At 70.6% G+C, this 20,511-nt stretch carries 19 protein-coding genes; 17 read left to right on the top strand and 2 right to left on the bottom strand.

Features of this window, described 5'->3' with window-relative positions; genetic code table 11:
* Positions 1-59: 59 nt before the first annotated feature.
* The 14 genes from murC to msrA all read left to right on the top strand — a co-directional run bounded on the left by murC (position 60) and on the right by msrA (position 15,406).
* A complete protein-coding gene (gene murC / locus JD276_RS09190; RefSeq protein WP_200115340.1) occupies positions 60-1,496 on the top strand; it encodes a UDP-N-acetylmuramate--L-alanine ligase in 1,437 nt (478 codons plus the stop codon).
* Entirely contained in the window at positions 1,493-2,752 is a 1,260-nt protein-coding gene (locus JD276_RS16325) for a cell division protein FtsQ/DivIB (protein WP_200115339.1), read from the top strand. Before murC ends, JD276_RS16325 begins: the two co-directional genes overlap by 4 nt.
* A gap of 167 nt (positions 2,753-2,919) precedes the next feature.
* Positions 2,920-4,125 carry a cell division protein FtsZ gene (gene ftsZ / locus JD276_RS09180; RefSeq protein WP_200115338.1) on the top strand — a complete coding sequence of 402 codons (1,206 nt, stop codon included), beginning with the start codon at positions 2,920-2,922 and terminating at the stop codon, positions 4,123-4,125.
* A 5-nt stretch (positions 4,126-4,130) separates the two neighbouring features.
* Positions 4,131-4,844, top strand: coding sequence for a YggS family pyridoxal phosphate-dependent enzyme (locus JD276_RS09175; protein ID WP_307866512.1), 714 nt, complete (start codon positions 4,131-4,133; stop codon positions 4,842-4,844).
* Positions 4,845-4,876: 32 nt separating this feature from the next.
* Positions 4,877-5,377: a cell division protein SepF gene (locus JD276_RS09170; RefSeq protein WP_200115337.1), complete on the top strand. Its 501-nt coding sequence runs from the start codon at positions 4,877-4,879 to the stop codon at positions 5,375-5,377.
* 3 nt (positions 5,378-5,380) lie between these two features.
* A complete protein-coding gene (locus tag JD276_RS09165) occupies positions 5,381-5,680 on the top strand; it encodes a YggT family protein (RefSeq protein ID WP_200115336.1) in 300 nt (99 codons plus the stop codon).
* A gap of 98 nt (positions 5,681-5,778) precedes the next feature.
* Positions 5,779-6,420, top strand: coding sequence for a DivIVA domain-containing protein (locus JD276_RS09160; RefSeq protein ID WP_200115335.1), 642 nt, complete (start codon positions 5,779-5,781; stop codon positions 6,418-6,420).
* A 9-nt stretch (positions 6,421-6,429) separates the two neighbouring features.
* Positions 6,430-7,161 (top strand): signal peptidase II, encoded by a 732-nt coding sequence (gene lspA, locus JD276_RS09155; protein WP_307866511.1) that lies wholly within the window; start codon positions 6,430-6,432, stop codon positions 7,159-7,161.
* The gene (locus JD276_RS09150) at positions 7,161-8,078 is read left to right on the top strand and encodes an RluA family pseudouridine synthase (RefSeq protein ID WP_200115334.1); all 918 of its coding nucleotides are present in this window, start codon (positions 7,161-7,163) and stop codon (positions 8,076-8,078) included. Before lspA ends, JD276_RS09150 begins: the two co-directional genes overlap by 1 nt.
* Positions 8,079-8,178: 100 nt before the next feature.
* Positions 8,179-8,535 carry a TraR/DksA family transcriptional regulator gene (locus JD276_RS09145; protein ID WP_200115333.1) on the top strand — a complete coding sequence of 119 codons (357 nt, stop codon included), beginning with the start codon at positions 8,179-8,181 and terminating at the stop codon, positions 8,533-8,535.
* 132 nt (positions 8,536-8,667) lie between these two features.
* Positions 8,668-12,204 (top strand): DNA polymerase III subunit alpha, encoded by a 3,537-nt coding sequence (gene dnaE, locus JD276_RS09140; protein ID WP_200115332.1) that lies wholly within the window; start codon positions 8,668-8,670, stop codon positions 12,202-12,204.
* A 48-nt stretch (positions 12,205-12,252) separates the two neighbouring features.
* Positions 12,253-13,935: a glucose-6-phosphate isomerase gene (gene pgi / locus JD276_RS09135; RefSeq protein WP_200115331.1), complete on the top strand. Its 1,683-nt coding sequence runs from the start codon at positions 12,253-12,255 to the stop codon at positions 13,933-13,935.
* A gap of 53 nt (positions 13,936-13,988) precedes the next feature.
* Entirely contained in the window at positions 13,989-14,864 is an 876-nt protein-coding gene (nadE, locus tag JD276_RS09130; protein ID WP_200115330.1) for an NAD(+) synthase, read from the top strand.
* Between the two features lie 2 nt (positions 14,865-14,866).
* A complete protein-coding gene (gene msrA, locus JD276_RS09125; RefSeq protein WP_200115329.1) occupies positions 14,867-15,406 on the top strand; it encodes a peptide-methionine (S)-S-oxide reductase MsrA in 540 nt (179 codons plus the stop codon).
* Positions 15,407-15,476: 70 nt separating this feature from the next.
* Here the strand turns inward: msrA and JD276_RS09120 are convergent, their stop codons facing one another.
* On the bottom strand, positions 15,477-16,130 hold the full coding sequence (locus JD276_RS09120) for a single-stranded DNA-binding protein (RefSeq protein ID WP_200115328.1): 654 nt from the start codon (positions 16,128-16,130) through the stop codon (positions 15,477-15,479).
* Between the two features lie 373 nt (positions 16,131-16,503).
* On the opposite strand from JD276_RS09120, the gene JD276_RS09115 reads away from it, so the two are divergent.
* The 3 genes from JD276_RS09115 (at position 16,504) to JD276_RS09105 (ending at position 19,518) form a co-directional block, all read left to right on the top strand.
* Positions 16,504-17,028 (top strand): DUF6993 domain-containing protein, encoded by a 525-nt coding sequence (locus JD276_RS09115; RefSeq protein ID WP_200115327.1) that lies wholly within the window; start codon positions 16,504-16,506, stop codon positions 17,026-17,028.
* A 197-nt stretch (positions 17,029-17,225) separates the two neighbouring features.
* Positions 17,226-18,908 carry an energy-dependent translational throttle protein EttA gene (gene ettA / locus JD276_RS09110; protein ID WP_200115326.1) on the top strand — a complete coding sequence of 561 codons (1,683 nt, stop codon included), beginning with the start codon at positions 17,226-17,228 and terminating at the stop codon, positions 18,906-18,908.
* 142 nt (positions 18,909-19,050) lie between these two features.
* Positions 19,051-19,518: an acyl-CoA thioesterase gene (locus JD276_RS09105; protein ID WP_200115325.1), complete on the top strand. Its 468-nt coding sequence runs from the start codon at positions 19,051-19,053 to the stop codon at positions 19,516-19,518.
* Positions 19,519-19,586: 68 nt separating this feature from the next.
* Here the strand turns inward: JD276_RS09105 and JD276_RS09100 are convergent, their stop codons facing one another.
* Positions 19,587-20,456 (bottom strand): acyl-CoA thioesterase, encoded by an 870-nt coding sequence (locus JD276_RS09100; RefSeq protein ID WP_200115324.1) that lies wholly within the window; start codon positions 20,454-20,456, stop codon positions 19,587-19,589.
* Positions 20,457-20,511 lie beyond the last annotated feature (55 nt).

The following is a 20,511-nucleotide window of genomic DNA, read 5'->3' as shown; positions in this document are numbered from 1 at the left end:
GACGCCGCTCAGCTGCGCGCGGTACGCTGGGGTGTCTGTTTGCGCGGCTAGGAGGCCAGATGATCTACCCCGATCTCGAGATGGAGATTCCCGAACGACTCGGCCGGGTGCACTTCGTCGGCATCGGCGGTTCCGGGATGAGCGGCATCGCCCGCATGATGCACCAGGCGGGCGTGCCGGTCACGGGGTCGGATCGCAGCGCCAACTACAGCACCGCCGCGCTCCAAGAGATCGGGATCCCCGTCGCCATCGGCCACGACGCCGCCAACGTGGGCGATGCCGACACCCTCGTGGTCACCGGCGCACTGTGGCAGGACAACCCCGAATACCGCTCGGCGCTCGCCAAGGGCCTGCCGGTGCTGCACCGCTCCCAGGCGCTCGCCTGGCTCGCCCGCGGCAAGCAGGTCGTCTCGGTGGCGGGCGCCCACGGCAAGACCACCTCGACGGGCATGGTCGTCACGGGCCTGCTCGGCCTCGGCGCCGACCCCTCCTTCGTGAACGGCGGCATCATCGAGTCGCTCGGCGTGAGCTCGGGCGCGGGTGCCGACGACCTCTTCGTCATCGAGGCCGACGAGAGCGACAAGTCGTTCCTGCTCTACGACACGGCGGTCGCGCTCATCACCAACGTCGACCCCGAGCACCTCGACTTCTACGGCTCCCGCGAGGCCTTCATGTCGGCCTTCGTCGACTTCGCCCGCGCGGCGCGCGAGCTCGTCGTGATCTCCGCCGACGACCCGGGCGCCGTCGAGGTGCTCGAGGCGCTCCGCGACGCCAGAGGGCGGGCGCCGATCCGCACCTTCGGCGAGCACCCCGACGCCGACGTGCGCATCGTGGCCATCGACGACTCCGGCCCGGTGCGCTTCGCGGTCGAGCTCGCGGGGGCCGATGGCGAACCGCAGCGGCACGAGACGCGGCTCGCCGTCTACGGGCGCCACAACGCCGTCAACGCCGCGGGGGCGCTCGCCGTGCTCACCGGCCTCGGGTTCGACGCCGGTGCCGCCCTCGCTGCGATCGCCGCGTTCGGGGGCACCAAGCGGCGGTTCGAGTTCCACGCCGAGGTGAACGGCGTGCGCGTCTACGACGACTACGCGCACCACCCGACCGAGGTCGCGGCCCTGCTCGACTCGGCGCGCGCCGTCGTGGGGGACGGGCGCCTCATCGCGATCCACCAGCCCCACCTCTTCAGCCGCACGAGTCTCTTCCACCGGGAGTTCGCCGAGGTGCTGGAGGCGGGCGCCGACCACACGGTCGTGCTCTCGGTCGACGGCGCACGCGAGGATCCCGTACCGGGCGTCACGGGGGCCCTGGTCTCGGACGACTTCGCCGATCGGTCGCGCGTCGCCTACATCGACGACTGGCAGCGCGCTGCGGACTACCTCGCGGAGTACGCGAGGCCGGGCGACGTCATGGTCACCATGAGCTGCGGCACCGTGTACCAGATCATCCCGCAGGTCGTGGCCGCCCTGCGCGAGCGCTTCGAGCCAGCTCAGCTGTGAAGCGGCCGGGCGGATTCGACGGCGCGCCGGAGCCCCGGCGCGGCGCGGACTCGCAGGGCTCGGGATCGGCGCGCGGCGGGCGCGAGCCCGGCCGCGGCGGTTCGGGATCGGAGTCCGACGCGCTCGACCGGAGCCGCGGCGACGGGCGGGGAGCCGGGGCTGCGCAGGCCGGACTCGACCGTCTGCTCCGCCGCTTCGGAGGCTCGGAGCCTCGCGCGCCGCGGGAGGAGGCGGAGGCCGAGGTCGCCCCGACGATCGACCTGAGCGAGGTGCGACGCGCCCGCGAGTGGGGGTCGGACGACGACGTACCGGAGGCCGGCTCCGGTGAGGACGGCCCTGGCGGGGGCGGCTCCGAGGAGGGACCTGGCGCGGACGCCGACGTGCCGGGCGTCCCGCCGGCCGGCGGCGCGACCTCCGGGGCGCTCGAGGCGCGCCCGCGCGGCCTCGGGGCACTCGCCCCGCGCCGTCGCGCGAGTGCGGAGGATCCGGTGCGGGCCGCGGAGCGGGAGGTCCGCGACGCGACGCGACGGCGCCGCGCACGGGAGCGGCGCGAGCAGCGCCGCTTCTCCGCGCAGGCGCGGCGGAGGCGCCGCAACTGGCTCATCGCGGCGGGGGTCGTCGGGGGGCTCGTGGTCTTCGTCGCCGTGGGCGTCCTGACCCCCCTGATGGCGGTGCGCGAGGTGCGCGTCGAGGGCGCCGCCCTGGTGAACGCCGAGGAGGTGGCCGGCACGCTGCAGCGGTTCGACGGCGTGCCGCTCGCGCTGGTCGACGATCGCGAGGTGCACGAGGCGCTCGAGCCGTTCCCGCTGATCCAGCGCTACGCGATCGAGCGCATCCCGCCGCACACCCTCCTGGTGAGGATCGAGGAGCGCGTTCCCGTGGTCTCGCTCGAGCGCGGCGGGGCGTTCGAGCTCTACGATCCCGCAGGAGTCCTGCTCGGCCGCTCGGACGCGCCTCCCGAGGGCGTGCCCCAGGGCGGCGACGGCCTCGCCGATGTGTCCTCGGAGTCGTTCCGGGCCGCGGCGGAGGTGCTGCGCGACATGCCGGCCGAGCTGCGGGCGCAGGTGTCGACGGCGTCCGCGACGAGCCCGCAGAACGTCCGGTTCGTGCTGACGAGCGGCGTCGAAGTGCTCTGGGGGGATGCGGCGAAGTCGCAGGAGAAGGCGGTGGTGCTCGCCACCATGCTCCGGGCCCTCGCGGATCGGCCGGTGACCGTCATCGACGTCTCCTCCTCGGAGGCGCCGGTCTTCCGGTGAGCCCCGAGGCCTCGCGACGCACCCGGATCGAAGAAATTCCTGGGGCGCCTCGGTGTGTCTGAACGCGTCGTCCAGCCGGGGCGCATAGCTTTGAACACGAGAAATGTATACCCGAATACTAACTTTCACCTTCACGTAGAGGTTGAAGGATGAGGGGGAGGACCCACGTGTCAACGAACCAGAACTACCTCGCGGTCATCAAGGTCGTCGGTGTCGGAGGCGGCGGGGTCAATGCCGTCAACCGCATGATCGAGCTCGGCCTCCGCGGCGTCGAGTTCATCGCGGTGAACACCGACGCGCAGGCGCTGCTGCTGAGCGACGCCGACGTGAAGCTCGACGTCGGCCGCGAGCTCACCCGCGGGCTCGGCGCCGGCGCCGACCCCGAGGTCGGCCGCCGCGCCGCCGAGGATCACGCCGAGGAGATCGAGGAGGCGCTCACCGGTGCCGACATGGTCTTCGTGACCGCCGGCGAGGGCGGCGGCACGGGCACGGGCGCGGCCCCCGTGGTGGCGCGCATCGCGAAGTCGATCGGCGCGCTCACCATCGGCGTCGTGACGCGCCCCTTCAGCTTCGAGGGCAAGCGCCGCGCCGCGCAGGCCGACGTCGGCGTGCACACGCTGCGGGAGGCGGTCGACACCCTCATCGTGGTGCCCAACGACCGGCTCCTCGAGATCAGCGAGCCCGGCATCAGCATGATCGAGGCCTTCGCCGCCGCCGACCAGGTGCTGCTCGCCGGCGTGCAGGGCATCACCGACCTCATCACCACGCCCGGCCTCATCAACCTGGACTTCGCCGACGTCAAGTCGGTCATGCAGGGCGCGGGGGCGGCGCTCATGGGCATCGGATCCGCACGGGGCGCCGATCGCGCGATCAAGGCCGCCGAGCTGGCCGTCGCCTCCCCGCTGCTCGAGGCCTCCGTGGAGGGCGCCCACGGCGTGCTGCTCTCGATCCAGGGCTCCTCGAACCTCGCGCTCAGCGAGATCTACGAGGCCTCCTCGCTGGTGCAGGACGTCGTGCATCCCGAGGCGAACATCATCTTCGGAACCGTCATCGACGACACGCTCGGCGACGAGGTGCGCGTCACCGTCATCGCCGCCGGCTTCGACGCCGAGCCGGGGGCGGCGGCAGCCTCGACCCCGTCGAACGAGCGCGGGCGCCGCGGCAGCCACGTCGAGACTCTCGAGGAGGCCGCGACCACCAGCCAGGGCCGTACAGCGGCAGCGGCGGGCGCCGGCGCCGGCGCCGCCGCATCGGGCGAGGGCGCCGGCGAGTTCGGCGAGGCCATCTCCAACCCCCCGGTGGAGGCGCAGCTCCCGGATCCCGCGTTCGACGGCGACGACCTCGATCTCGACATCCCCGAGTTCCTGAGGTAGACGCCGTGGGTGCTCCGGAGACGCCGCAGTTCCCGGGGCTGGCCGATCGGCTGGCCGAGGTGCGCGGCGGAATCGGCGACGCCTGCCGGGTCGCGGGCCGGGATCCCGAGGATCTCACGCTCATCGTCGTCACGAAGTTCCACCCGGCGAGCCTCGTCGCGGCGCTCGCGGAACTCGGCGTGCGGGACGTGGGCGAGAACCGGCATCAGGAGGCGCAGGCGAAGGCCCGCGAGCTCGCGTCGCTCGACCTGAGGTGGCACTTCGTCGGTCAGCTGCAGAGCAAGAAGGCCAGGCAGGTCGCCGGCTACGCGCACGCGATCCACTCCATCGACCGCGACGCCGTGATCGCTCCGCTCGACCGGCTCGCCGCGGAGGAGGGCTCCCGGCCGCCGATCGACGCCTTCATGCAGATCAACCTCACGGACGATCCCGCGCGCGGAGGCGTCGCGCCCGACGGCATCGAGCCGCTCGCCGAGCGGATGCTCGCGTCCCCCGCGCTGCGTCTCAGAGGCGTCATGGCGGTCGCGCCGCTCGAGGAGGAGCCGGCGAGCGCGTTCGCGCGGCTCGCCGGCTACTCGGAGCGCGTCCGGGCGATCGCCCCCGACGCGGACGCGATCTCGGCGGGGATGACCCACGACTACGCGGAGGCGATCGCCGCCGGCGCGACACACCTGCGCATCGGCAGTGCAATCACGGGCAAACGTCCGGACCCCCGTTAGTCTCGAAGAGCACGCAATCGTTGGGAGAGAACATGAGCAACCCGCTGAAGAAGACGATGGTGTTTCTCGGCCTCGCCGAGGAGGATCTCGAGAACCAGAGTTCCGCGAACGCCGCTCCCGCGACGTCCGCCTCCGAGCCGGCCGCAGCGCCCGTGAGGCCGGCCGAGAGCAGCCGCCCCGCCCAGCAGAAGGCCCCCGTGACCCCGCTGCGCAAGGTGACCCCCACCCGACACACCCCGGCCCAGGCTATGAACGAGATCCTCACAGTGCACCCCCGCGAGTACCGCGACGCCACCCTCATCGCGGAGAGCTTCCGCGACGGCGTCCCGGTCATCCTGAACCTCTCCCAGATGAACGAGGCCGACGCCAAGCGGCTGATCGACTTCGCGAGCGGCCTCTCCATGGGCCTGCGCGGCCGCATCGAGCGCGTCACCAGCAAGGTCTTCCTGCTCTCGCCCGAGAACATCGCGGTGAGCGGCGAGGAGCAGCAGAAGAACGAGAGCGGCTCCTTCTTCGTGAGTCCCTCCGCGTAGCCGGTGGGGTTCCTCGCACTCGTCGCGATCATCCTGCGACTCCTCCTCCAGATCTACATCTTCATCCTGTGGGGGCGGTTCGTCCTCGACTGGATCCGTGTCCTGAACCGCAGGTTCAGACCGACCGGTCCGCTGCTCGTGCTGGTCGAGGCTGTGTACACCGTCACCGACCCGCCCATCCGCATGTTCCGGAGGATCCTGCCTCCGATCCGGATCGGCCAGATCGCCCTCGACCTGGGGTGGCCGCTCACCCTGATCAGCTGCATCATCGTCTCCGGGCTGCTCGGCGTCCTGATCCGCTAGCGGCGGACAGCTGGACATCCGGGAGGCGCGTTCCCCGCAATGTTTGCTAGCGTTGACCATGACCACGTCAGTGGTCCCGAAGCGAAAGAGACTCACGAATGGCCCTGACACCTGAAGACGTCGTGAATCAGAAGTTCACGATCACCAAATTCCGCGACGGCTACGACCTGGATCAGGTCGACGACTTCCTGGACACGATCGTCGAGGAGTTGCGCCAGCACGAGCAGGAGAAGGAAGAGCTGCGCTCGCAGATCGAGGAGCTCACCGCCAAGCTCGAGGCGGCCGAGGCGAAGGCGGCTTCGGGTGCGGGCGCCGCGGTCCCCGCCGAGTCGGAGAGCGCCGCCGAGCGCACCATCGTCGTGGACGCGCCGAAGCCGGCCGCCCCCGTCGCCGAGACCACGATGTCGCAGAATCAGGGCGACGCGATCAAGTCCAGCGCCATGCTGCAGCTCGCCCTCGAACTGCACGACAAGCACGTGCAGGAGGGCGAGGCGAAGCGCGATCGGCTCATCCAGGATGCCGAGGGCACCGCGAAGCAGCTGGTCGAGGAGGCGCAGAAGCAGCGCGCGGAGGAGCTCCGGATCCTCGGCGAGGAGCGCATCGACCTGCGCAGCAAGATCCGCGAGCTGCGCGAGTTCGAGGGCGAGTACCGTTCGACCCTGCGCTCCTACATCGAGTCCCAGCTGCGAGGCCTGGACGGATCGCCCGAGCCCAACGGTGCGCCCGAGGGCCTGCAGTAACCCGGGAGCGTGAACGACGCACCCGTCGTGGCGCGGGGCGCCACACCCTCGACGTCGCGACGCCTCCTGGTGCCTGTGCTCCTGGTCGGCGTCGCGATCGTCGTGTACGCAGCCGACCAGCTGTCGAAGAACTGGGTCGTCGAGAACCTCCCCGAGGGACGCTCGGTGCCGGTGCTCGGCGAGGTCCTGCAGTGGCACTTCGTCAGGAACCCCGGCGCCGCCTTCTCCATGGCGAGCGGCTCGACCTGGATCTTCACGATCCTCGCCACCGTCGTCGTCGGGGTGATCCTGTGGCAGATCCGCAGGCTGCGCTCGGTGCCGTGGGCCGTCTTCCTCGGGCTGCTGCTCGGCGGTGTGCTCGGCAACCTCACCGATCGGCTGACGCGCGCGCCGGGCTTCCCCGAGGGGCACGTCATCGACTTCATCCTGACGCCGTGGATGTGGCTCGGATTCACCCCCGCCATCTACAACATCGCCGACATCGGCATCGTCGGCGGCATGTGCCTCTTCGTGCTGATCACGCTGCTCGGCGTGCCGTCCGACGGGTCGCCGCGCCTCACCCGGGCCGAGCGGCGCGCGATGGAGGAGGCGATAGAGGAGGAGACCGGCGAGGAACCGGGCGCCGATCCCGAACCGCGCGCCGATCGTGAGGGCCGTGCGGGCGATGACGGGCTCGGTTCCGGATCCGATCCCGAACCGGACGCCGATCCCGAACCGCGCGCATCGACGGGGGATCGCTGATGGAGCACCGCAGCCTGCCCGTGCCCGACGGCCTGGTCGGTGAGCGGGTGGACGCCGCGCTCGCGAAGATGCTCGGCTTCTCGCGCAGTTTCGCGGCCGAGATCGCGCAGGGGGGCGGCGTGTCGCTCGACGGGCGCGCGCTCGGCAAGTCGGACCGGCTGAGCGCCGGCGGCTGGCTCGAGGTGAGCTGGGAGGAGAAGACGGGGCCCGAGGTGGTTCCGGTCGATCTGCCCGAGCTCGGGATCGTCCACGACGACGACGACCTCGTCGTGGTCGACAAGCCCGCCGGCGTCGCCGCGCACCCGTCGCTCGGCTGGCAGGGGCCGACCGTGCTCGGCGCTCTCGCGGGGGCCGGGTACCGGATCGCGACCTCCGGTCCCGCCGAGCGGCAGGGCGTGGTGCACCGCCTCGACGCGGGCACGAGCGGCCTCATGGTGGTCGCGAAGAGCGAGCACGCGTACCGCGAGCTGAAGCGGGCCTTCAAGGAGCGCGAGGTCGACAAGATCTACCACACGGTGGTGCAGGGGCATCCGGATCCCTTCTCGGGAACCATCGAGGGGCCGATCGGTCGGCACCCCGGCCACGAGTGGAAGTTCGCGGTCACGCGCGACGGCAAGCCCTCGGTGACCCACTACGACACGCTCGAGGCGTTCCCCTACGCGACGCTGCTCGAGGTGCGGCTCGAGACCGGCCGCACCCACCAGATCCGCGTGCACATGGCCGCCCAGCGCCACCCGTGCGTGGGCGACGGGATGTACGGCGCCGACCCGACGCTGTCGGAGCGTCTCGGGCTGACGCGCCAGTGGCTGCACGCGATGCGGCTCGGCTTCCGGCATCCCGCGACGGGGGAGCCGGTCGAGTTCGAGAGCGTCTACCCGGCCGACCTGCAGCACGCCCTCGACGTGCTCGAGGGGTAGCCGGCGCTCCGTTCGGCGATGCCGCTCCCTCCTCGCGGCGCCCCCGTCGGTGGCCGGGCGAGCGCCCCCGTCCGGAGCGCCGCCTCGGTAGGGTGAGGGCATGCCCTCGGACGAACCCCTGCGCACGCTGCTGCTGGAGCTGCGCGAGCGCGCCGCGGAGCGGCTCGAGACCGTTGCCGAAGCCCTCGATGCGCTGACCAGGGCTCGCCGGAGCGAGAACGACGACGACGAGCACGACCCCGAGGGCGTGACCCTCTCGTCCGAGTGGTCGCGGCTCGCCGGCCTGGTCGGCCGCGCTCGCGCGGAACTGCAGCGAGCGGAGGGCGCGCTGCACCGATGGGAGGCGGGGGAGTACGGCCGCTGCGCCGCCTGCGGACGGCCGATCCCGGAGGCCCGCCTCGAGGCGCGGCCCTTCGCCGAGCACTGCGTGCCCTGCGCGGAGCGGCTGGGTCGGTAGACGGGCCGGGAACGGTGGGCGGATCGGTGGACGCGCCCGGGAAGCGGGATCCCGGTCCCCGATCCCGACCCGATGTCAGCGGGGCGCGGTACCCTGGTCGGGGCCTCGGATCACCGCGAGCAGGGAGCATGCATGGGCGGCACGGACAGCTTCGTACATCTGCACACGCACAGCGAGTACTCGATGCTCGACGGCGCGGCCCGCGTGGGCGGGCTGATGGACGCGGTGGTCGAGCAGGGCATGCCAGCGATCGCCGTCACCGACCACGGCAACACGTTCGGCGCGTTCGACTTCTGGAAGCAGGCTCGGGATCGCGGGTTGAACCCGATCATCGGGATCGAGGCGTACCTGACCCCGGGCACGCATCGCTCGGACCGCACCCGCGTGAAGTGGGGCGACGGTGCCGGCGACGACGTCTCGGGCGCCGGCGCGTACACCCACATGACGATGCTCTCCGAGACGACGGAGGGCATGCACAACCTCTTCCGGCTGTCGAGCTACTCGTCCATGGAGGGGTACTACTTCAAGCCGCGCATGGACCGCGAGCTCCTGCAGACCTACGGCAAGGGCATCATCGCGACGACGGGCTGCCCGTCGGGCGAGATCCAGACGCGTCTGCGCCTCGGCCAGTACGACGAGGCGGTCAAGGCCGCGGCCGAGTTCCAGGACATCTTCGGCAAGGAGAACTTCTTCTGCGAGCTCATGGATCACGGCCTCGACATCGAGCGCCGGGTGCAGGGCGACCTCCTGAGGATCGCGAAGGAGCTCTCGATCCCGCTCGTCGCGACGAACGACCTGCACTACGTCCACGAGGCCGACGCCGAGGCGCACTCGGCGCTGCTCTGCGTGCAGTCGGGATCCCGGCTCGACGATCCGAACCGCTTCCAGTTCAACGGATCCGGCTACTACCTGAAGACCGCCGCCGAGATGCGGCACCTCTTCCGCGACCACCCCGACGCCTGCGACAACACCCTGCTCATCGCGGAGCGCTGCAGCGTCGAGTTCAACACCTCCGCCAACTATATGCCCCGCTACCCGGTCCCCGAGGGCGAGACCGAGGACAGCTGGTTCGTGAAGGAGGTCGAGCGGGGCCTGCACTACCGCTACCCGAACGGCATTCCCGACGACGTGCGCAAGCAGGCCGAGTACGAGATCGGCGTCATCACCCAGATGGGGTTCCCGGGCTACTTCCTCGTCGTCGCCGATTTCATCAACTGGTCGAAGGACAACGGGATCCGCGTGGGCCCCGGCCGGGGCTCGGGCGCGGGCTCGATGGTCGCCTACGCGATGAGGATCACCGACCTGGACCCGCTGCAGCACGGGCTCATCTTCGAGCGCTTCCTGAACCCCGACCGCGTCTCGATGCCCGACTTCGACGTCGACTTCGATGATCGCCGCCGCGGCGAGGTCATCAAGTACGTGACCGAGAAGTACGGGGACGAGCGCGTGGCGCAGATCGTCACCTACGGCACGATCAAGTCGAAGCAGGCGCTCAAGGACGCCTCGCGCGTGCTGGGCTTCCCGTTCGGCATGGGCGAGAAGCTGACGAAGGCGATGCCGCCGGCGGTCATGGCGAAGGACATCCCGCTGTCCGGGATCACCGACCCGCAGCACCCGCGGTACAAGGAGGCGGCCGAGTTCCGCGCCGTGCTGCAGGAGGATCCCGACGCGAAGCGCGTCTACGACACGGCGCTGGGCCTCGAGGGGCTGAAACGCCAGTGGGGCGTGCACGCGGCGGGCGTGATCATGTCGAGCGATCCCCTCATCGACATCATCCCGCTGCAGAAGCGCGAGCAGGACGGCCAGATCGTCACGCAGTTCGACTACCCGACCTGCGAGGGCCTGGGGCTGATCAAGATGGACTTCCTCGGCCTCCGCAACCTCACGATCATCTCCGACGCGCTGGAGAACATCAAGCTGAACCGCGGCGAGGAGCTGGATCTCGAGACGCTCGCCCTCGACGACGCCGCATCGTACGAGCTGCTGGCGAGAGGAGACACGCTCGGCGTGTTCCAGCTCGACGGCGGCCCCATGCGCGGCCTGCTGCGCCTCATGAAGCCCGACAACTTCGAGGACATCTCGGCCGTGCTGGCGCTCTACCGGCCGGGGCCCATGGGCGCCGACTCGCACACCAACTACGCGCTGCGCAAGAACGGCCTGCAGCAGATCACCCCGATCCATCCCGAGCTCGAGGAACCGCTGCGCGACATCCTCGACACGACCTACGGCCTCATCATCTACCAGGAGCAGGTGATGTCGATCGCGCAGAAGGTGGCCGGGTTCTCGCTCGGACAGGCCGACATCCTGCGCCGGGCCATGGGCAAGAAGAAGAAGTCGGAGCTCGACAAGCAGTACGAGGGCTTCTCCGGAGGCATGAAGGAGCGCGGCTACTCGGAGGCCGCGATCAAGGCCCTGTGGGACATCCTGCTGCCGTTCTCCGACTACGCGTTCAACAAGGCGCACTCCGCGGCCTACGGCGTCGTCAGCTTCTGGACGGCCTACCTCAAGGCCCACTATCCCGCCGAGTACATGGCCGCGCTGCTCACGAGCGTCGGCGACTCGAAGGACAAGCTCGCGCTCTACCTCAACGAGTGCCGCCGCATGGGCATCAGGGTACTGCCGCCCGACGTCAACGAGTCGTTCGTCAACTTCGCCGCGACCGGCGAGGACATCCGCTTCGGCCTCGGCGCCGTGCGCAACGTCGGCGCGCACGTCGTCGAGGGGATCCGCCAGGCGCGCGAGCGCGAGGGCGACTTCGAGACCTTCCACGAGTTCCTGAAGCACGTGCCCATGCAGGTGCTCAACAAGCGCACCATCGAGTCGCTCATCAAGGCCGGCGCGTTCGACACGATGGGATCGACCCGCCGGGCGCTCGTCGAGATCCACGAGTCGGCGGTCGAGAGCGCGGTGAAGGACAAGCGCGACGCCGAGAACGGCAACGTCGGATTCGACTTCGACTCGCTCTTCGCCGCCGCGGCCGAGGACACGGGGGCATCCTCCGACGCGGTCTCGCGCGTGCCCGAGCGCCCCGAGTGGACGAAGAAGGACAAGCTCGCCTTCGAGCGCGAGATGCTGGGCCTCTACGTCTCCGACCACCCGCTGCGCGGACTGGAGACGGCGCTCGCGAAGGAGGCCTCGGTCACGGTCGAGCAGGTGACGAACCCCGATGCGAACTACGACGGCGAGATCGTCACCATCGCGGGGCTGCTCACGAGCGTGCAGCACCGCACCGCGAAGTCGGGCAACCTCTACGGCATGGTCTCGATCGAGGACTTCACGGGCGAGATCCAGGCGCTCTTCATGGGCAAGACGTACCAGGAGTTCGGCAGCATGCTCCAGCCCGACACGATCGTGGCGCTGCGGGGCAAGATGAACGCCCGAGACGACGGCATGTCGATGCACGCCTACGGGGTGAAGCCGATCGACGCCGCGGTGCAGGACGACGCGGCGACGCTGACGATCTCGCTCGCGGACCACCGGGCGACGGAACCCCTGATGGAGGACCTCAAGGAGACTCTGCGACGCCACCGCGGCGAGAGCGAGGTGCGACTGCACCTGATCACCCAGCTGGGGGTTCGCGTGTTCGAGCTGCCCTTCCCGGTGCGCGTGACCGCCGACCTCTACGGTGAGCTCAAGGGACTGCTCGGCCCCCGCTGCCTCACCGGCTGAGGCGCGGCGCCGGTGTGCGGACGACGCGCTCGGTCTACTCTGGGAGGCATGACCGCTTCGATCGATCCCACAGCTACCTCGGCCTGGGCCGAGCTCTCCGCGCTCCGAGAGACGTTCGCGCCAGATCTGCGCTCCTGGTTCGCCGAGGATCCGGATCGGGCCGAGCGATTCGCGCTCCCGCTCGCCGATCTGCACGTCGACCTGTCGAAGAACCTGGTCACCGACGAGATCGCGTCGGCTCTCGTGCGTCTGGCCGAGCAGACGGGGGTCGCCGAGCGCTACGCGGCGATGCTCGCGGGCGAGCACATCAACACGACCGAGGATCGCGCCGTGCTGCACACGGCGCTGCGGCGACCCGCCGGGGCTTCGCCGGCCCTGGTCGTCGACGGCCAGCAGGTCGACGCCGACGTGCAGTCGGTGCTCGAGTCGCTCTCCGCCTTCGCGGAGCGCGTCCGCTCCGGCGAGTGGCTCGGCGTCACCGGCAAGCGCGTCACGCACGTCGTGAACATCGGCATCGGCGGCTCCGACCTCGGCCCGGTCATGGTCTCCGAGGCGCTCGCACCCTACGCGGACGCCGGCATCGAAGCCCGCTTCGTCTCGAACATCGATCCGACCGATCTCGCCCAGAAGACCGCGGACCTCGATCCCGCGACCACGCTGTTCATCGTGGCCTCCAAGACCTTCACCACTCTCGAGACGCTCACCAACGCCCGCCTCGCCCGGGCCTGGCTCTGGGAGGGGCTCGCAGCGGCCGGTGCGATCGGCCAGGACGACGCGAGCCGCACGGGTGCCGTCGCCCACCACTTCGTCGCCGTCTCGACGGCCCTCGACCGGGTCGCGGAGTTCGGGATCGACCCCGACAACGCCTTCGGGTTCTGGGATTGGGTGGGCGGACGCTACTCGGTCGACTCGGCCATCGGGCTGCCGCTCGCGATCACCCTCGGCCCCGAGCGGTTCCGCGAGATGCTCGCCGGCTTCCACGCCGTCGACGAGCACGTGCGCACCGAGCCGCTCGAGCGCAACGTGCCGGTGATGATGGGTCTCCTCAACGTCTGGTACGTGAACTTCCTCGGTGCGCAGTCGCACGCCGTGCTGCCGTACGCGCAGCAGCTGCACCGTTTCCCGGCCTATCTGCAGCAGCTGACCATGGAGTCCAACGGGAAATCGGTGCGGTGGGACGGGGCGCCGGTCAGCACGGACACCGGCGAGGTCTTCTGGGGCGAGCCCGGCACGAACGGCCAGCACGCGTTCTACCAGCTGATCCACCAGGGCACCCGGCTGATCCCCGCCGACTTCATCGCATTCGCGAACCCCGCCTACCCCCTGCGGGACGGCGATCGCGACGTGCACGGGCTGTTCCTCGCGAATTTCCTCGCCCAGACCAAGGCGCTGGCCTTCGGCAAGACCGCCGCCGAGGTGGAGGCGGAGGGCACCACCGGACCGCTCGTCGCCGCGCGCACCTTCGCGGGGAACCGGCCGACCACCTCGATCTTCGCGCCGTCGTTGACGCCCGCGGTGCTCGGACAGCTGATCGCCCTCTACGAGCACATCACCTTCACGCAGGGCGCCGTGTGGGGCGTCAACTCCTTCGACCAGTGGGGCGTCGAGCTCGGGAAGCAGCTGGCGCTGCAGATCGCCCCCGCCGTCGAGGGCGACGAGGCGGCAGCCGAGGCCCAGGACCCCTCCACCCGGGCGCTGCTCGCCTATTACCACGCCCACCGCGCGGTGTGAACCCCGCCCCTCGAAGTAGTCTCCCCGTAACACGAGCGGAGTAGGCTGGGCCCATGAGCGACATGCAACGACGGATCATTCGCGACCTGGGAGCCAGACCCGAGGTCGACGCGGCCGCGGAGGTCGAGCGTCGAGTCGGGTTCCTCGTCGACTACGTGCGCGCCTCGCCCGGCGTCCGCGGCTTCGTTCTCGGCATCTCGGGCGGCCAGGACTCCACGCTGGCCGGCAGACTCGCCCAGCTGGCCGCAGAGCGGCTGCGCGCCGAGGGGCGGGAGGCCGAGTTCGTGGCGGTGCGACTGCCCTACGCCGTGCAGCACGACGAGGACGACGCTCAACTCGCCCTGTCCTTCATCCGCCCCGACGCCCAGGTCTCCGTGAACATCGCCTCGGGCGTGGACGCGATCACCGCGGAGGTGGGCGAGGCCCTGGGTACGCCCGTCACCGATTTCACCAAGGGCAACGTGAAGGCCCGCATGCGGATGATCGCCCAGTACACGATCGCGGGGGATCGCGGCCTGCTCGTCATCGGAACGGATCACGCCGCCGAGGCCATCACCGGCTTCTTCACGAAGTTCGGGGACGGCGCTGCCGACGTGCTGCCGCTCGCCGGCCTCACGAAGGGGCAGGGGGCCGCGATGCTGCGCCACCTCGGCGCCGAGGAGCGCCTCTGGAAGAAGGTGCCGACCGCCGACCTGCTCGACAGCGACCCCGGGCAGACCGACGAAGCGAGTCTGGGGGTGAGCTACGCCGAGATCGACGCGTATCTGCGCGGCGAGGAGGTCGCTGCGGCGGCCGCGGCGAACCTCGAGCGACGCTACCTCACCTCGGCGCACAAGCGTCATCTGCCCGCGACGCCCGAGGACACGTGGTGGACGGGCGCGGAACGGAGCGAGGACGATCCCGGGGACCGCCGGAAGGAAGAGGGATAACGATGTCGACGACCTTCGTGCTCGCGGGCGGCTGCTTCTGGTGCCTCGACGCCGCGTACCGGGCCCTGCGGGGGGTGGAGAGCGTCGTGTCGTGCTACACGGGGGGTGCGACGCCGAACCCCAGCTACGAGCAGGTCTGCACCGGGGCGACCGGCCACGCGGAGGCGGTGGCGGTCACCTTCGACGAGACCGTGCTGCCGCCGGAGATCGTGCTCGACGCCTTCTTCACGATGCACGACCCGACGCAGCTCAACCGCCAGGGCGCCGACGTCGGCACGCAGTACCGCTCGGCGATGTTCTACGTCGATGAGGATCAGCGCCAGCTCTTCGAGGCCGCCAAGCTCCGCGCCGCCGCCTGGTGGACGAGCGAGGACCGCCCCGAGGAGATCGTCACGCAGATCGAGCCGCTCGGTGAGGTCTTCCCGGCGGAGGAGTACCACCAGGACTTCTTTGCCAAGAACCCGACCCAGGGCTACTGCCTCGCCGTCGCGGTGCCGAAGGTGAACAAGGTGCGCGCCTCCTTCGCCGAGTACCTGTCGTAGCCGCGAAGTCGCGGAGACGCGAAGCCTCGGAGTCGTAGAGCTGCGGAGTCGTAGAGCCGCGGAACCCTGCTCAGACCGCCGCCGGGAGGAAGCCGTCGCTGCGCTGCTCCGGGCCGGCACCGCGCCGCGCTGGCCCCTCGTCGCGCGGTTCGGTGCTGCCGCCGTGCAGCTCGGCCCCGCGCAGCTCGGCCCCGCGCAGCTCGGCCCCGCGCAGCTCAGCGCCGTGCACCTCGCCGCCGCCCGTGCCGTCGCTCATCTGGGCGCCGCTCGGTCGATCATCCGCCCCCGTGTCGGCACCTCCGCCGCGATGCTCCGTGCCGGAGCCTCCTTCGGGGCCGCCACGACCGGGACCGTCGTCCTCAACGGAGCCGTGCCGCTTGGTGAATCGCGAGACGCCCCAGCGGAGGTCGTGGCCGAGCGCATCGGCGTCGATCTCCACGGAGATCCCCGACTTCTCGTTCGCCTCCCAGCGGCGCACGCGCAGCCTGCCGCTGACGATCACCCGGTCGCCCTTGGCGAAGGACTGGTGGGCGTGGGCGGCGAGCGTGCGGAAGGCGCTCACGGTGAACCAGTTGGTCTCCCCGGGCACCCACTCCTGACGCTCGCGGTCGTAGCGCCGGTCGCTGCTCGCCACCCGGAAGGAGCACAGCGGGATGCTGCTCCCGGTCTGCACGAGCCGTGGATCCGTGGCGACGATGCCGACGATGCTCACTGGGGTATTCATGACTTCCTCCGTCTCTCGGGGCGACCGGGCGGCCGCCGCTGGCGAGGGCGCCCGACGCGCCGTGCCTCGATGCGCCGGGCCCCTCGGCATCCAGCATGGGCGGATCGGCGCGAGCGGGCAGGCGGAAGCGGACAACTGTGGAGAGAAGGCCCCCGAACGGGCGGCGACGCCGTCTGTGGGCGACTCGGCGGCTGGGCGAGGCGACGCACGGCGCGGGACGTGGCGGCTGGGCGACGTGACGACGTGACGACGTGCCGGCTGGAGGGACGTGACGGCTGGAAGACGCGGCGGCTGAGCAACGAACGGCTGGGCGACCGAATGGCAGGGAGAAGCCTTGAGCGCGACCACAGGTGGAGGCCCGTAAGCTGGGCTCGTGAAGTCTCCCAGCCCCTCCGCCCCGACGCTCCGCCGCGCGCCGGCACGGACTCGGGGAGGCCGTGCGGCGCTCGCCGCCGCTGCGCTCCTCGCCGCCGCGCCGCTGCTCGCCGGGTGCTTCCTGCTCGAGGGGCCCACTCCCGAGACGCCGCCGCGCGAGACGCCGGCCGAACCCGAGGTCGCACCCGAGCTCGTGCCGGGAGGGTCGGCCGAGGAGAACCTGCCCTTCTTCACGGAGACGCTCCGCGCGTACGCCGCCGGCGAGGGGGCCATCCAGGGACAGCCCGTCGTCGACGCCGTCGCCGCCGCCGGATTCGACCGGACGACGATGCAGGTCAGCTTCGATCAGTCGAGGACGGGGCTGCCGGCCGACAGCATCTTCGTGGCGGTGAGGATCGAGAGCGACTGCCTCATCGGTCAGCTGGTTCCCGAGGACCGGAGCTTCACCGCGGAGGCGATGCCCGCCGTGGGCCCGGAGCAGAACGTCTGCCTGATCGGCGAGACCAGGCCCATCGACTGGTGAGGGGCCGCGGCCCGGTGAGGGGCCCGTGATGCTCGTTCGGGGCGCGGCCCGGATTCGGCGCCGAGCTCGCACTGGATCGCCGATCCTGAGCGGACCCTCGCCCGGAGCCGGCGCCCCGCGGGTAGGGTAGAGGGCGGTTACCGTTCATCCTCTGACAGCAGGGAGTTCCCGGCGCCGGGCGCCGAAGTGAAGAGATTATGGCTGAGTACATTTATCAGATGGTTCGCGCGCGCAAGGCGCACGGCGACAAGGTGATCCTCGACGACGTGACGATGGCGTTCCTGCCCGGCGCGAAGATCGGCGTCGTCGGCCCCAACGGCGCCGGCAAGTCCACGATCCTGAAGATCATGGCCGGCCTCGACACCCCGTCGAACGGCGAGGCGATCCTCACGCCCGGCTACTCGGTGGGCATCCTCATGCAGGAGCCCGAGCTCGACGAAGACGCCACCGTGCTCGAGAACGTGCAGCAGGGTGTCGCCGAGATCAAGGGCAAGCTCGACCGCTTCAACGAGATCTCCGCCGAGATGGCCGACCCCGACGCCGACTACGACAAGCTGCTGCCCGAGATGGGGGAGCTGCAGGAGGCCATCGACGCGGTCGACGGCTGGGATCTCGACAACCAGCTCGAGCAGGCCATGGACGCACTGCGCTGCCCGCCGGCCGACGCGGTCGTGAAGAACCTCTCGGGCGGCGAGAAGCGCCGCGTCGCACTCTGCAAGCTGCTGCTCGAGAAGCCCGACCTGCTGCTGCTCGACGAGCCCACCAACCACCTCGACGCCGAGAGCGTGCTGTGGCTCGAGCAGCACCTCGCGAAGTACCCGGGCGCCGTCATGGCCGTCACCCACGACCGCTACTTCCTCGACCACGTCGCCACCTGGATCTGCGAGGTCGACCGCGGCCGCCTCTACCCCTACGAGGGCAACTACTCCACCTACCTGGAGCAGAAGGCCGCGCGCCTCGAGGTGCAGGGCAAGAAGGACGCGAAGCTGCAGAAGCGCCTCAAGGAGGAGCTCGAGTGGGTGCGCTCCAACTCGAAGGGGCGCCAGGCGAAGTCCAAGGCCCGCCTCGCGCGCTACGAGGAGATGGCCGCGGAGGCCGAGCGCACGCGGAAGCTCGACTTCGAGGAGATCCAGATCCCGGCCGGCCCCCGTCTCGGCAACCTCGTGCTGGAGGCCAAGGACCTGCAGAAGGGCTTCGACGGCCGCACCCTCATCGACGGCCTGTCGTTCTCGCTGCCCCGCAACGGCATCGTCGGCATCATCGGCCCGAACGGCGTCGGCAAGACGACGCTGTTCAAGACCATCGTCGGCATCGAGCCCCTCGACGGCGGCGAGCTGAAGATCGGCGAGACCGTCGAGTTGAGCTACGTCGATCAGACCCGCGGTGGCATCGACCCGAAGAAGACCGTCTGGGAGGTCGTCTCCGACGGGCTCGACTACATCCAGGTCGGCAAGACCGAGATCCCTTCGCGCGCCTACGTGTCGACCTTCGGCTTCAAGGGCCCGGATCAGCAGAAGCCCGCCGGCGTGCTCTCCGGAGGCGAGCGCAACCGCCTGAACCTCGCGCTCACGCTCAAGCAGGGCGGCAACCTGCTGCTGCTCGACGAGCCGACCAACGACCTCGACGTCGAGACCCTGACGAGCCTCGAGAACGCGCTGCTCGAGTTCCCCGGCTGCGCCGTGGTCATCACGCACGACCGGTGGTTCCTCGACCGCATCGCCACGCACATCCTCGCCTACGAGGGCACCGAGGAGAACCCGGCGAGCTGGTACTGGTTCGAGGGCAACTTCGAGGCGTACGAGCAGAACAAGATCGAGCGTCTCGGCCCCGACGCCGCGAAGCCCTCTCGCGTCACCTATCGCAAGCTGACCCGCGGGTGACGGTACGCCGAGAGGCGGGTTCTCGCTCCGGATCACGGGATCCAGGGCGAGAACCCGCCTCTCGGCGGTGGTGAGGATGCGGGACGGGGCGGGGTGACGCTGCCGCGGCGAACCCGCTCAGGATCGACCGGGAGGGAAGCGAATGGCACGAGCGCGCGTCGACATGGAACTGCGCTGGGGCGACCAGGACGCGTATGGCCACATCAACAACGTGGCCTACGCGCGGTATCTGGAGGAGACGCGCGTGCGAGTCTTCCAGACGGGCGCCGCCAGAGAGCGCACCGGCATGGAGGGGTACTTCCGCGGAGAGGGCCCGGAGGGGCTCAAGATGCTGGTCGCGAGCCAGCGGATCGAGTTCCTCGGGGTGCTCGAGTACAGTGAGCGGCCGATCACGATCGAGATGTGGGTCGGCAAGCTCGGCGGCTCGAGCCTCGAGCTGCACTACGAGGTGGTCGACGGGGCGGCGGGTGACCGTCGCGTCGTCGCCCGAGCGATCACGACCATCGTGACGGTGGACGGGCTCACCCTGCGCCCCACGAAGCTCACCCCCGGCGCGCGTGCCTCGATCGAGCCCTGGACCGACGAGCCGGTGCCGATGCGCCGCGGCTGATCCCCGTGGCATCTCGCGACCGCGTCTCCCGCTCGCGTCTCGCGACCGCGGGCGGCCGCGACCGCCAGCTACTCGCGGCCGGGGATCCGGATCATGCTCTCCTGGGCGACGCTCGCGACGAGCGCCCCGCCGCGGTCGTAGAAGCGCCCGGTGGCGAGCCCGCGGCCGCCCTGAGCCGTTGGCGACTCGAGCTCGTAGAGCAGCCACTCGTCGACGCGGAACGGGCGGTGGAACCACATCGCGTGGTCGAGGCTCGCGCCGCGCATGCCGGGCGTGGCCCACGGGATGCCGTGCCGGCGCAGCACCGGTTCGAGCAGCAGGTAGTCGCTCGCGAACGCGAGCGCGGCGCAGTGCAGCGTGCGCCCGTCGGGCATGGAGTCGCGGGTGCGCATCCACACCCGCTGCCGGTCGCTGCGCTCGGCCACGTCGAGGATGATGTCCGACTCGACGTGCCGGAAGTCGAACGGGCGGTTGAGCACCCAGGAGGCCCGTCCGCTCCCCGCCAGGTGCCCGTACGTCTCCCAGACGCTCGGCAGGTTCTCGGGCGACGGCACCGCCGAGAGGTCGATGTCGACCTGGTGGTCGAGGCCCTCGTCAGGGTCCTGGAACGAGGCGATCATCGACATCAGCACCTCACCGCCCTGATAGGCCTGGGTGCGGCGGGTCGAGAAGGAGCGGCCGTCGTGCAGCCGCGCCACCTCGAAGGTCATGCGCTTCTCGCCGTCGCCGGGGCGGAGGAAGTAGCCGTGCATGGAGTGGATCTCGCGGCCCGGCGGAAGCGTGGTGCCGGCGGCCGCGATCGACTGGCCGAGCACCTGCCCGCCGAACGCGCGCCCCGTGGGGGAGGCGAGGCCGCGGCCGGTGAGGATGTCGTCGCTCGTGCGGGCGCCGGCGTCGACGACGGAGAGCATGTCGACGAGATCCGGTGTGGCGGTCATGTGTCCTCCCTCATGCGGGCCCGGCTGCGGAGCGGGCTGGTCCCAGCCTAGCTAG

Source organism: Leucobacter chromiisoli (genome assembly GCF_016522505.1).
In the GTDB taxonomy this organism is placed as follows: domain Bacteria; phylum Actinomycetota; class Actinomycetes; order Actinomycetales; family Microbacteriaceae; genus Leucobacter; species Leucobacter chromiisoli.
The sequence above is the reverse complement of the archived record's forward strand: the minus strand, read 5'-3'. Positions and strand labels throughout refer to the sequence as shown.